11 protein-coding genes are annotated in these 12,856 nt (G+C 71.7%); 6 read left to right on the forward strand and 5 right to left on the reverse strand.

The genetic code is table 11. The features are described 5' to 3' along the window. The first annotated feature begins 5 nt into the window (after positions 1-5). The 5 genes from AC5R91_RS05325 (at position 6) to AC5R91_RS05345 (ending at position 4,548) form a co-directional block, all read left to right on the forward strand. Positions 6-1,160 carry a phosphotransferase family protein gene (locus tag AC5R91_RS05325; RefSeq protein WP_495395993.1) on the forward strand — a complete coding sequence of 385 codons (1,155 nt, stop codon included), beginning with the start codon at positions 6-8 and terminating at the stop codon, positions 1,158-1,160. Between the two features lie 52 nt (positions 1,161-1,212). Then, positions 1,213-1,644 carry a Fur family transcriptional regulator gene (locus tag AC5R91_RS05330; protein WP_495395994.1) on the forward strand — a complete coding sequence of 144 codons (432 nt, stop codon included), beginning with the start codon at positions 1,213-1,215 and terminating at the stop codon, positions 1,642-1,644. Between the two features lie 15 nt (positions 1,645-1,659). Next, positions 1,660-3,183: a catalase gene (locus AC5R91_RS05335; RefSeq protein WP_495395995.1), complete on the forward strand. Its 1,524-nt coding sequence runs from the start codon at positions 1,660-1,662 to the stop codon at positions 3,181-3,183. Between the two features lie 99 nt (positions 3,184-3,282). Then, positions 3,283-3,894 (forward strand): cysteine hydrolase family protein, encoded by a 612-nt coding sequence (locus AC5R91_RS05340; RefSeq protein ID WP_495395996.1) that lies wholly within the window; start codon positions 3,283-3,285, stop codon positions 3,892-3,894. Positions 3,895-3,999: 105 nt separating this feature from the next. Further along, entirely contained in the window at positions 4,000-4,548 is a 549-nt protein-coding gene (locus tag AC5R91_RS05345) for a hypothetical protein (protein WP_495395997.1), read from the forward strand. Positions 4,549-4,575: 27 nt separating this feature from the next. Here the strand turns inward: AC5R91_RS05345 and AC5R91_RS05350 are convergent, their stop codons facing one another. Then, positions 4,576-5,967, reverse strand: a complete 1,392-nt coding sequence (locus AC5R91_RS05350; protein ID WP_495395998.1) for an AbrB family transcriptional regulator — start codon at positions 5,965-5,967, stop codon at positions 4,576-4,578. A 91-nt stretch (positions 5,968-6,058) separates the two neighbouring features. On the opposite strand from AC5R91_RS05350, the gene AC5R91_RS05355 reads away from it, so the two are divergent. Beyond that, positions 6,059-6,733, forward strand: coding sequence for a response regulator transcription factor (locus AC5R91_RS05355; RefSeq protein WP_495395999.1), 675 nt, complete (start codon positions 6,059-6,061; stop codon positions 6,731-6,733). Positions 6,734-6,857: 124 nt separating this feature from the next. On the opposite strand, the gene AC5R91_RS05360 is transcribed toward AC5R91_RS05355, so the two are convergent. The 4 genes from AC5R91_RS05360 to AC5R91_RS05375 all read right to left on the reverse strand — a co-directional run bounded on the left by AC5R91_RS05360 (position 6,858) and on the right by AC5R91_RS05375 (position 12,837). Further along, the gene (locus AC5R91_RS05360) at positions 6,858-7,670 is read right to left on the reverse strand and encodes a COG4705 family protein (RefSeq protein WP_495396000.1); all 813 of its coding nucleotides are present in this window, start codon (positions 7,668-7,670) and stop codon (positions 6,858-6,860) included. Positions 7,671-7,791: 121 nt separating this feature from the next. Further along, on the reverse strand, positions 7,792-8,943 hold the full coding sequence (locus tag AC5R91_RS05365; protein WP_495396001.1) for an acyl-CoA dehydrogenase family protein: 1,152 nt from the start codon (positions 8,941-8,943) through the stop codon (positions 7,792-7,794). 130 nt (positions 8,944-9,073) lie between these two features. Continuing rightward, positions 9,074-11,101: an acetyl/propionyl/methylcrotonyl-CoA carboxylase subunit alpha gene (locus AC5R91_RS05370; protein WP_495396002.1), complete on the reverse strand. Its 2,028-nt coding sequence runs from the start codon at positions 11,099-11,101 to the stop codon at positions 9,074-9,076. Positions 11,102-11,154: 53 nt separating this feature from the next. Then, a complete protein-coding gene (locus AC5R91_RS05375; RefSeq protein WP_495396003.1) occupies positions 11,155-12,837 on the reverse strand; it encodes a carboxyl transferase domain-containing protein in 1,683 nt (560 codons plus the stop codon). Between the last annotated feature and the right edge of the window lie 19 nt (positions 12,838-12,856).

A 12,856-nucleotide genomic window follows, 5' to 3' on the forward strand; every position in this document is an offset into this window, starting at 1 on the left:
GCCGCGTGTCGAACAGCCCGAGCCTGCCCTCCGCCCAGCCCTGGCGGCCCGACGTCACGGAGCTGGCCAGTTACGGCCCGTACGCCCGGCCGGCGCCGATGCCGATGCGCTGGGACCAGGTCACGGCGCCCTGGTTAGGCGCGATGCTGGCCAACCGCTACCCGGGCATCGAGGTGACCGACCTGCGGACCGTGGAGCTGCGCAGCACGCACACCACGAAGGGACGCGTCGCCGTCAGCTACAACGAGGTCGGCCGGCAGGCGGGCCTGCCCGAGCACCTGTGCCTCAAGGCGAACTTCACCGGCCGCGCGAACCCCATGGACATCTGCCAGGTGGAGGCGCGGTTCTACCACGAACTGGTCGAAGGCAGCCGGATCCCGGCGCCGCGGTTCTACTACGCCGACTGGGATCCCGACGGCAGCGGCCAGGGGCTGGCGGTCCTCGAGGACCTCATCGAACTCGGCGGCGAGTTCGGCAACAGTTTCCAGCACATCGGCGTCGACGCGGTCGGCCGGGCGCTCGACGACATGGCCGTCCTGCACGGCAGCTACTGGGCGAGCCCCCGGCTCGACGCGGCGAGCTGGCTGCCCACCTCGATGGACACCCGCGGCGACTGCGACCAGGCCCGCATCATGTGGTGGCTGGTCGAGGAGAACCTCGGCCGCGACGTCTACATCGAACGGCTGCCGGCCTGGATGGTCGCCGACCCGCAGCGCTTCCTGCGCGCCTATGACCTGCTCAACCAGTACGCCCGCGAGCAGACCGGGCCGCGCACGATCGTGCACGGCGACGCCTACCTCGGCAACACCTACCTGCGCCCGGACGGCCATCGCATCTGGCTGGACTGGCAGATGGTCCGCAAGGGGCACGCCTGGCGCGACGTCAGCTACTTCATGGTCGGCGCGCTCACCGTCGACGAGCGCCGCGCCCACGAGCGCGAGCTGCTGGTCCGCTACCGGGAGGCGCTGCTGGCCACGGGCGCGCGCGACGTGCCGGCCGCGGACGCGATCTGGGAGCAGTACCGGCGGTGGGCGATGTACGGGTTGCAGGCCTGGATGGGTACCAAGGACCACTGGGGGCAGGACAACCACACGATGATCGGACGCTTCTCCGTCGCGACCGCCGACCTCGACACCCTGGCCCTGCTCGAGGCCCAGTAAACGACCTGGTCGTTAAATTGACTCTATCCAGAACAGGTGGCACGATCGATCCATGGCCACCGACCGGGAAGCCGCGTTGCGCGGTGCCGGCCTGCGCGTGACGGGACCGCGTCTCGCGGTGCTGGACGTGCTCGCCGAGCATCCGCACGCCACGGCCGACGCGGTGGCCGAGCGGGTCCGCGCCAGGCTCGGCACGGTCTCGAAGCAGGCCATCTACGACGTGCTGGCGGTCTTCGTGACCGCCGGTCTCGTTCGCCGGATCGAGCCTGCGGGCTCGCCGGCCCGCTTCGAGACCCGCACGGCCGACAACCATCACCATCTGGTTTGTCGCGTCTGCGGCCGGGTAGCCGATGTGGACTGCGTGACCGGCGCCCGCCCCTGTCTGGAGCCGAGCGATGACGCCGGGTTCATGATCGAAGAGGCCGAGGTCGTGTTCTGGGGCGTGTGCCGTAGCTGCAGATCGGATGGTGTCCCTGCACGGTAAGGCGAGGAGGACGTTGTGACCACATACGAGACCCGTCCGACGACGACCGACGCCGGAGTGCCCGTCGCCAGCGACGAACACTCGTTGACCGTCGGGCCGGACGGCCCACTGCTGCTGCAAGACCACTATCTGCTGGAGCAGATGGCGAACTTCAACCGGGAGCGCATTCCGGAGCGCCAGCCGCACGCCAAGGGCGGCGGCGCGTTCGGCACCTTCGAGGTGACCCAGGACGTCAGCGCCTTCACCCGGGCGGCGGTGTTCCAGCCCGGCGCCCAGACGGACGTGCTCATCCGGTTCTCGACCGTGGCGGGCGAGCGGGGCTCCCCCGACACCTGGCGCGACCCCCGCGGCTTCGCGGTGAAGTTCTACACGAGCGAGGGCAATTTCGACCTCGTCGGGAACAACACCCCGGTGTTCTTCGTCCGGGACCCGCTGAAGTTCCAGCACTTCATCCGGTCGCAGAAGCGACGCGCCGACAACAACCTGCGCGACCACGACATGCAGTGGGACTTCTGGACGCTGTCCCCGGAATCCGCCCACCAGGTCGCCTGGCTGATGGGTGACCGCGGCATTCCGCGCACGTGGCGGCACATGAACGGCTACTCCAGCCACACCTACCTGTGGATCAACGCGGCCGGCGAGCAGTTCTGGGTGAAGTACCACTTCAAGACCGACCAGGGCATCGAGTTCTTCACCCAGGACGAGGCCGACCAGATGGCGGCGATCGACACCGACTACCACCAGCGTGACCTGTACGAGCACATCCGGGACGGGGAGTTCCCGAGCTGGACGCTGAAGATGCAGATCATGCCGTTCGAGGAGGCGAAGACCTACCGGTTCAACCCGTTCGACCTGACCAAGGTCTGGCCGCACGCCGACTACCCGCTGCACGAGGTCGGCCGCCTCACCCTCAACCGCAATATCAGCGATTACCACACCGAGATCGAGCAGGCCGCCTTCGAGCCGAACAACCTCGTCGCCGGCACCGGCCTGTCCCCCGACAAGATGCTGCTGGCCCGCGGGTTCAGCTACGCCGACGCCCACCGCGCCCGCCTCGGGGTGAACTACAAGCAGATCCCGGTGAACTCGCCGAAGGTCCCCGTCCACAGCTATTCCAAGGACGGCGCGATGCGGGTGCGGAACGTCAGCGACCCGGTGTACGCGCCCAATTCGTACGGCGGCCCGGCGGCCCAGCCGGAGCTGACCGACGACGGCGGCCGCTGGCACGCCGACGGCGAGATGGTGCGCACCGCCTACACCCTGCGTCCCGACGACGACGACTGGGGCCAGGCCGCCACCATGGTCCGCGAGGTTCTCGACGACGCCGCCCGGGCCCGGCTGGTCGACAACATCGTCGGCCACCTGCTCAACGGCGTCAGCGAGCCGGTCCTCGAGCGTGCCTTCGAGTACTGGCGCAACGTCGACAAGGAGCTCGGCGGCCGGATCGAGGCGGGCGTTCGGGCCAAGCAACAGCAGACCGACCCGAAGGCCGCGCAGCAGGCCAACCCGGCCCGATCCGACGCTCAGGCCAAGGCCTGACCCACGCGCGTCCGCCCCGCCGGGCCGTGGTTCGTGCTCGTCGCCGATGCCGAGCACGAACCACGACCGGGGCGGGCGGTGCCGGGTAGCGTGCCGACCATGCCTCTCGACGTCACGCCGCACCTGGACCCGGCCACCACCGCCATCGTGAACATGGAATGCCAGGAAAACCTCCTGGGCGACCGACCGTTACTTCCCGGGCTCGCCGAGTCCGCCCGGCGCACCGGTCTGCTCGACAACCTGTCCGCGCTGTTCGACGCGGGTCGCAAGGTGGGCGTGCGGATCTACTACTGCACCGACGAACGGCGCCCCGACGGCTTCGGCTTCGCGCACAACACGTTCGTGAACCTGCGGGCGTCGTCGGCCGCCGGAACCGCCGGGGGTCAGGGCGCGGTGATGCCCCAGATCGCTCCGCGTCCGGAGGATGTCGTGTTCCGCCGGGAGCAGGGCCTCACCGGCTTCTTCGCCACCGGCCTCGACCAGTACCTGCGCAACACGAAGGTCTCCACCCTGATCGTCACCGGCGTCTCGTTGAACATCGCGGTCCTGGGCACGGCGATCGAGGCGATGAACCTCGGCTACACGGTCGTCGTCCCGCCGGACTGCATCGCGGGCGACCCGTACGAGTACGCCGAGCACGTCGTCCGCTACACCATGCGCAACATCGCCTTCGTCGTGCCCTCCACCGCCATCACCGCCGCCTGGCGCTGACCACCCGGCCCCGGGAGTCTCCGGCGCGGGTTAGCCCGGGCCCGACCGGAGACACCTACCGCAGGACCGACCCGCGGCGGTGAGCCCGAGCGAGGGAGGCGCGGCATGAGTGACGCCAGAACCGAGACCATCACCGGCGGTCGCGCGGCCGGGGCGCAGGCCGGCCCGGACCCGCTCGGCATCTACCTGAACGACCACCTGGCCGGCTCCACCGCCGGGCTGCGGCTCGCCCGCCGCACGGCGACGGCCCACCGCGGAACACCCGTCGGGGACGCGCTGGCACGGGTGGCCTCGGAGATCGCCGAGGACCGCGACGCGCTGCTCGAGCTGATGCACGCGCTCGGCGTCCACGAGCGGAAGCACAAGATCGCCGCCGGGTGGGCCGCCGAAGCGGCGGGCCGGCTGAAGTCCAACGGTCGGGTCGTGCGCCGCTCCGAGCTGAGCACGGTGATCGAGCTCGAGACGCTGCGGATCGGAGTGGCGGGCAAGTCGGCCGGCTGGCGCACCCTGAGTGCCGTGGCCGACCGGTACGACCGGATCGACCAGGATCGACTCGACGTGCTCCTCGAGCGGGCCCACAGGCAGGCGCAGGTGCTCGACCGGCTGCGGACCACCGCCGCCCGAGCCGTGTTCGGCGGCGCCGACCTGGCCTGACCCGCGGCCGGCGGGGCCGGCCCGGCGTCAGTCGAGGACCCCGCTCGCCGACCCCGGGGCGTCCGCCTGGACGGGCACCCCGGGCACGCCGGGCTCCGTGGGCCCGAGGGCGTCCACCGAGACGGGGGCGGCTGGTCCGTTGGCTGGTGTAGCCCGCCGGACGAGCCAGCGGACCAGCGGCGGGGTGAACAGCACCACGAGGACGAGACGGAAGCTCTGGACGGTGGAGACCACGCCGACGTTGATGTGGGCCACGGTGGCGGTGGCGAGCACCGCGTTGATGCCGCCCGGGGTCGTCGCCAGGTAGGCCTCCAGGAACGGGACGCCGATCATCCTGGCCAGCACCCAGGCCAGGCCCGCGCAGGCCAGGCAGACCAGGGCGATACAGGCGCACAGCGACGGCAGCACCCGGCGGATCTCGCGCACCGAGGCGCGGCTGAAACGCAGGCCGACGTCGAGCCCGACGAGGATGAACACCAGGTCACGCAGGGGGCCCGCGGGGGCGAATCCCGGTCCGACCGCGATCGAGCCCACTACCATCCCCAGCAGCATCGGTCCCAGCAGCGCCGGCGCCGGCAGCGCGAGGCGGCGACCCGCGCGCGCCCCCAGCAGGCAGACACCGACGAGGAACGCCAGGCCGACCGGTTGGCTGGATCCGTCGACGAGATGCGCGAAGGCCGGGAAGGAGCCCGGGCGCGGACGTCCCACCGTCCCGTGGGACATGGCGACGACGGCGGGTGCCGTCAACGCGACGAGCCCCACCCGCAGGTACTGGCTCAGGGCCACCAGCCGGCTGTCCGCCCGCAGCTCCTCGGCGCAGGCCACGATCGCGGCCGAGCCGCCCGGCATCATGCCGAGCGCCGCGTCGGTGAAGCTGCCCCGGCTCGTCCGGGTGAACAGCAGCGCCGCCAGCAGGCAGAACGCGATGGTCGCCAGCGTGACCACCGTCAGCGGAAGCGCCGTGCCCAGGACCGAGCGCAGCTCCGAGACGTTCAGATAGCTCCCCATCAGGACGCCGAGGACGGCCTGGGACACGCGGATGGTCGGGGCCGGGAGATTCCGCCGGACTATCCCACCGAGCGCGAGAACGGCCCCCACCAGCAACGGGACGACGAGCTGCGGCGCGGGCACCCCGACGATTTCACCGAGCTCGCCGAGGAGATAACAGGCCACCACCAGCAGAATCCATCCGCCAGCACCGTTTCCGCGGCACCGGAATGAAAGCAGAATTCCTTGCACCCGACCCAGGGTACGGCGGTCTGATGTGAGATCGGTGAATGCAGATAAGGGAGCTATCCAGGCAGACCACCCCAGCCTGACAGACCACCCCAGCCTGACACGATGGGGCCAAAATGGATGGCCCGAAGGTCGGAACAGGCGGATTCCGGTGCTGGCTGGAGCCTGCGGTGCGCCCCTCACACGGTCTTCACACGCCCGGCGTGATGTTCTGCATGCGATCCCATCCGTCGAGCTCGCGTCGGAGGAGAGGTGCGGGAGAGGTGCGGAAACGGTGCCCGGAGCGATAGCGGTGATCGAGGACGATCCGGCGCTGCGGCGCGTCCTCGTCCGCGGACTCGAGGCGGCGGACTTCCAGATCGTGTGGGCGGTCCGCGACGGCGCCTCCGCCCTCGGCCGGATCGCCGCCGTCGCGGCCAGGCCCGACGCCCTCGTGCTGGATCTGGGTCTGCCGGACATGGACGGGATGGACGTCGTCAGCGCCCTGCGCGACCGCGGCGTCGGGGCACCCGTGCTGGTGCTGACGGCGCGGGATGCGCTGCCCGACCGGCTGCGCTGCTTCGCCCGCGGGGCCGACGACTACCTGACCAAGCCGTTCGCGTTCGCCGAGCTCGCCGCCCGGCTGGACGTGCTGGTCCGACGCCGCCGACCGGACTCGGGCGGCAACGGCAACGCGATCGCCCTGGATCCGCTGCGGTTCCGCCTGGGCAGCGGCGGGACGGCCGTACCCCTTAGCCCGACCGAGTACCGCCTGCTGGCGACCCTGCTGGTACGCCGCGGGGAGGTCGTCCGCCGGGAGACGCTGGTCTGCTCGGCCTGGCCGGCCGGCGCGATCGTCCGGGAGAACACGCTGGACTCCTACGTGACGAGGCTGCGGCGTGCCCTGCGGGTGGCGGCGGTCGACGCCCGGCTCGACACCGTCCGCGGGATCGGATACCGGCTGCACTGACCCGACTGCGACGAGGACGTCGCCGGCCGGCCGGTGGCGACGGACGCCGGTCGCGGCCACCACTCCGCACCGCCGCACCCCCGCACCCCCGCACCCCCGCCGCCCGCCGCCCGCCGCCCGCGCCTCAGGCCTCCGTCGTCCTCCCCGGGAGGCTCTCGGGGGCGATCTCGTCCCGGCGCCGGACCGTGAGGTAGGCGACGAGGCCGACGATCGCGACCAGGAAGATCACCGTGGTCCCGACCGTGCCCAGACCGAGTCCGCCCTCGTCCCGCGGCTGGGACAGCAGGTCACCGGCGGAGGCTCCCAGCGGCCGGGTCAGCACGTAGGCGATCCAGAAGGTGAGCACGGCGTTCGCGGCGAGGGCGAACCGGGCGGCCGCCACCGCGGCGATGGCCGCGGCGAACACGAGCACGGACACCCCGTAGCCCAGGTTCAGCTTCTCCGCGACCAGGTCACCCGCGGCCGTGCCGAGGGCGAAGGTGAACAGGATCGCCAGCCAGTAGAAACCCTCCCGCCGAGTGGTGGAGATGGTGTGGATCGACAACGTCCGCTCGACCGCGAACCACGCCGCGAACGTCGCGGCCAGCGCGGCGGCGAACACGGCGGTGGTGGCTTCCAGCGGCACGCCGGCGTTGTCGGTCAGATTGTCGGTGATGAGTGTGCCGACCACGCTGATCAGGACGACCGCGAGCCAGTAGACCCAGGGAACGTAGCGCTCCAGCCGAAACTGGAAGAACAGCGCGACGACCAGCAGGGCGCCCATCACGTAGGTCGTGTTCGTCAGGCCCAGGCCGAGATTCGAGTCGAGGAAGTCCGCCGCGGTCTCACCGATGGTGGTACAGAGGACCTTGATGATCCAGAAGAAGATCGTGACCTGTGGGACCTTGTTCAACGTCGTCCGGCCCCATGGTCCCGCCCGGCCAGTCACAGCAGTCATGCCGCGAGGCTCGCAGCCCGGACCTGACGATAACCTGACTGCATTTCCCGAATCTGACTGCGGCTCCCGAATCTGACTGCGGCTCCCGGCGGGATTCTCGGCAGGTCCGGCCAGCGGCGGCCTACAGGCCGAGGTCGCGGGCGATGAGGATCTTCTGCACCTCGCTGGTGCCCTCCCCGATCTCGAGGATCTTGGAGTCCCGCCAGTGCCGGGCCACCGGATACTCGTTCATGAACCCGTACCCGCCGAAGATCTGGGTCGCCTCCCGCGCGTTGGTGACGGCCGCCTCCGAGGAGAACAGCTTCGCCATCGCCGCCTGCTTCTTGAACGGCTGGCCGGCGAGCATCCGGGAGGCCGCGTCGTAATAGGCCGCCCGCGCGACGTACGTCCGGGTCTCCATCTCCGCGATCTTGAAGGCGATGGCCTGGTTGCGCCCGATCGGCGCGCCGAACGCCTCCCGCTGCCTGGCGTAGCGCACGCTCTCGTCGACGCACGCCTGGGCGAGACCCACCGACAGCGCCGAGATGGCGATCCGCCCCTCGTCGAGGATGCTCAGGAAGTTCGCGTACCCGCGGCCGCGCGCGCCGAGCAGGTTCTCCGCCGGCACCCGCACGTCGTCGAACGTCAACGGGTGGGTGTCGGAGGCGTGCCAGCCGACCTTCGAGTAGGCGGGCTGCGCGGTGAAGCCCGCGGTCGGCACCGGCACCAGGATGGCGGAGATCTCCTTGCCGCCAGCCGCCGTCCGACCGGTCACCGCGGTCACCGTCACCAGCCGGGTGATGTCCGTGCCCGAGTTGGTGATGAACGCCTTCGACCCGTTGATGACCCACTCGTCGCCGTCGAGGCCGGCGGTGGTGCGGGTGCCGCCCGCGTCGCTGCCGGCGCCGGGTTCGGTGAGCCCGAACGCGCCCAGCGCCCGTCCCGACGTCAGCAGTGGCAGCCACTGCTCCTTCTGCGCGTCGGAGCCGAACCGGTACACCGGCATCGCGCCCAGCCCGACGCCGGCCTCCAGGGTGATCGCCACCGACGAGTCCGCCCGCGCCAGCTCCTCGATCGCCAGGCACAGGGTGAAGTAGTCCGCGCCCTGCCCGCCGACGGCCTGCGGGAACGGCAGGCCGAACAGCCCCATCTCCGCCATCTGCGCGACGACCTCGTAGGGGAAGGTCTTCGCCTCGTCGTGCGCCGCCGCCGCCGGGGCCACGACCTCGCGGGCGAACTCCTCGACGAGCTTGCGCAGCGACTCCTGATCCTCGCTCAACCGGGTGTCGGGCATTGCTGACTCCTTCAGGATTCGGCCGGGTTCAGAGTTCGGCCGGGTTCAGAGTTCGACCGGGTTCAGAGTTCGACCGGGTTCAGAGTTCGACCGGGTTCAGAGTTCGACCGGGTTCAGAGTTCGACCGGGTTCAGAGTTCGACCGGGGCCGGATCGACGACGGCGAGCACCGCGTCGAGGGTGACCTGCTCGCCGATGCCGACGAGGACGTCCTTGACCACCCCGGCGACCGGGGCGCCGACGGTGTGCTCCATCTTCATCGCCTCCACCACGACCAGCGGCGCGCCGGCGGCCACCTCGTCGCCGGCGGTGGCGTGCACCGCGATGACGGTGCCGGGCATGGGGCTGCGGGCCTCGCCGCCGGCCTCGACGGCGGCCGCGGCCGAGCGGCGGCGGTGTTCGGACACGGGCCACGCGGCGCCGTCGGCGCCCAGCCAGAGCGTCGCACCGTCGGCGACGACCCGCCACCGGCGGGTACGGCCGGCCAGCGTCACCGCCAGCTCGCCTCCGGCCGCCAGCCGGCTGGCCGGCCCACCCACGGCCGCCCCGGCCCACTCCACGGCGGCCGGGATCGGCTCGCCGCCGTCGACGGCGACCAACGCGTCCGCCGGGGTGCCGCGGACACCGACCTCGACCGGTCCGGCCAGGCCCGCGGCCGCGATCGTCCAGTGCAGCGACGAGTGCTCGCCGGGCCGCCATCCGCTGGGGACGTCCCAGGGATCGACGAACGGCGTGTCCGGCGTCAGCTCCAGCAGGCGGGCCAGCGCGTACACGGCCGGAACGTCAGCCGCGCCCGGGGCGGCGGCGACGAGTGCGTCGAGGTCCCGTTCGATCAGCCCGGTGTCGAGCTGCCCGGCCCGGGTGGCCGGATGGTCGAGCAGGGCCCGCAGGAAGCCGATGTTGGTGGTCACGCCGAGCACGCAGGTGCGGGCCAGCGCCCGGTCGAGCCGGTCCAGCGCGGTGTCCCGGTCCGGCCCGTGGGCGATGATCTTGGCGAGCATCGGGTCGTAGGTGGACCCGACGGTGGCGCCGAGCCGCAGCCCCGAGTCGACCCGGACGGCGGGCGCCGACGGCTCGTCCAGCCGCAGGACCCGCCCGCCGGTCGGCAGGAAGCCCCGCGCGGCGTCCTCGGCATACACCCGGGCCTCCACCGCATGGCCGGTCAGCCGGATGTCGGCCTGGGTGTAGCCGAGCGGTTCCCCGGCGGCGACGCGGAGCTGTTCGGCGACGAGGTCGAGCCCGGTCACCAGCTCGGTGACCGGATGTTCGACCTGCAGGCGGGTGTTCATCTCCAGGAAGAAGAACTCCTCCGGGTTCGCCGCGGCGACGAGGAACTCGACCGTGCCCGCGCCGACGTAGCCGACCGAGGCGGCCGTGGCGACGGCCGCCGCCCCGATCCGCTCCCGCGTCTCGGGGGACAGCAGGACCGACGGCGCCTCCTCGACGACCTTCTGGTGGCGCCGCTGCAGGCTGCACTCCCGCTCGCCGAGGTGGACGGTCGTGCCGTGCGCGTCGGCGAGGACCTGCACCTCGATGTGGCGGGGACGATCCACGAACCGCTCGACGAACAGGGTGTCGTCGCCGAACGCCGCGGCGGCCTCGCGGCGGGCCCCGGCGATCTCCGCCTGTAGCTGGGCGGCATCCACGGCGACCCGCATGCCCTTGCCCCCGCCGCCCGCGGACGGCTTGAGCAGCACCGGGTAGCCGATCTGCGCGGCAGCGGCGACCAGGTCGGCGTCCGTCATCGCCGGGTCGTCGCGGCCGGGCACCACGGGCACCCCGGCCGTGGCGACCGCGCGCCGGGCGGTGATCTTGTCGCCCATCACCTCGACGGCGCGGACCGGCGGCCCGACGAACACGATGCCCGCCTCGGCGCACGCGGCCGCGAACGCCGCGTTCTCCGACAGGAACCCGTAGCCGGGATGGACGGCCTGGGCCCCGGTGGCGACCGCCGCCGCGACCACGGCAGGGATGTTCAGGTACGACTCGCGGGCCGGCGCCGGCCCGATCCGCAGGGCCACGTCGGCCTCCCGCACGTGGCGCGCGCCCGCGTCGGCGTCGGAGTAGACCGCGACCGACTCGATGCCGAGTTCGCGCAGGGTCCGGATCACCCGGACGGCGATCTCCCCACGGTTGGCCACCAGCACTGTCGAGAACATGTTCGCCCTCCCTGTCGTCGCCTTCACCTCCGTCGCCTTCACCTCCGTCGCAGTCACATCCGGAAGATGCCGTAGCCGGGCGGGTCCATCGGCGCGTTGGCCGCGACCGACAGCGCCAGCCCGAGCACCGTGCGGGTGTCCCGCGGATCGATCACCCCGTCGTCCCACAGCCGGGCGGTGGAGTAGTAGGGGCTGCCCTGCGCCTCGTAACGCTCGCGGATCGGGGCGCGGAAGTCCTCCTCCGCCTCGGCCGGCCAGTCCTGCCCGCGGGCGGCGTACTGCTCGCGGCGGACGGTGGCGAGCACCGCCGCGGCCTGCTCCCCACCCATCACCGAAATCCGCGCGTTCGGCCACATCCACAGAAAACGCGGCGAATACGCCCGCCCACACATCGAGTAGTTCCCCGCACCGAAACTACCCCCGATCACCACCGTGAACTTCGGCACCCGCGCACACGCCACCGCCGTCACCATCTTCGCCCCATGCTTCGCAATACCACCCGCCTCGTACTCCCGCCCCACCATGAACCCCGAGATGTTCTGCAGGAACACCAACGGAATCCCCCGCTGATCACACAACTCGATGAAATGCGCCCCCTTCAACGCCGACTCCCCGAACAACACCCCGTTGTTCGCCACGATCCCCACCGGATGACCATGCAACCGCGCCGTCCCGGTCACCAACGTCGACCCGTACTCCCGCTTGAACTCCGCGAACCGGCTCCCGTCCACGATCCGCGCGATCACCTCCCGCACGTCGTACGGCGTCCGCGAATCCGTCGGCACCGCCGCGTACAGGCCGGCCGGATCCACGGCCGGCTCCTCCACCGCCGCGACCGGCCAGGGCCGCGCCGCTCGCGGGGCCAGGCTCGCGACGATCCGGCGCACGGTCTGCAGGGCGTCGGCGTCGTCGTCGGCGAGGTGGTCGACGACTCCGGAGGTCTTCGCGTGCAGCAGGCCGCCGCCGAGATCCTCGGCCGCGACCACCTCCCCGGTGGCGGCCTTGACCAGCGGCGGCCCACCCAGGAAGATCGTTCCCTGGTTGCGGACGATGACCGTCTCGTCGCTCATCGCCGGGACGTAGGCCCCACCCGCCGTGGACGAGCCGAGCACGGCCGCGATCTGGGCGATGCCGGCCTTCGACATCGTGGCCTGGTTGTAGAAGATCCGGCCGAAGTGCTCCCGGTCCGGGAACACGTCGTCCTGCATCGGCAGGAACGCCCCACCGGAGTCGACGAGGTAAACGCAGGGCAACCGGTTGTGCAGCGCCACCTCCTGCGCCCGCAGGTGCTTCTTCACCGTCAGCGGGTAGTACGTCCCACCCTTGACGGTCGCGTCGTTCGCGACGACGACGCATTCCCGCCCCGCGATCCGACCTATTCCCGTGACGATGCCCGCGCCCGGCGCGTCGCCGTCGTACATCCCCTCCGCCGCCAGCGGGGACAGTTCCAGGAAGGGGCTGCCCGGGTCGAGCAGCACCTCGATACGCTCCCGCGCCAGCAGCTTGCCGCGCTCGACGTGCCGGCGCCGGACGGGCTCGGGGCCGCCCAGGGCCGCCGCGGCGAGCCGCTCGCGCAGCTCCGCGACGAGCGTGGCGTGGGTCTCGGCGTACCCGCGCGCCGCGGGCGAGGCGGCGTCGACGGCGCTGCGCAGCGGCGGCCCGGTCAGGTCCTCCGCCGCCGCGGCCCGTGCGCGTGCGGCAGCGGGACCGTCGCCGACGTTAACAGTCGCTAACATGGGTCCAGATGTTAGCGCG

Source organism: Frankia sp. BMG5.60, assembly GCF_059428125.1.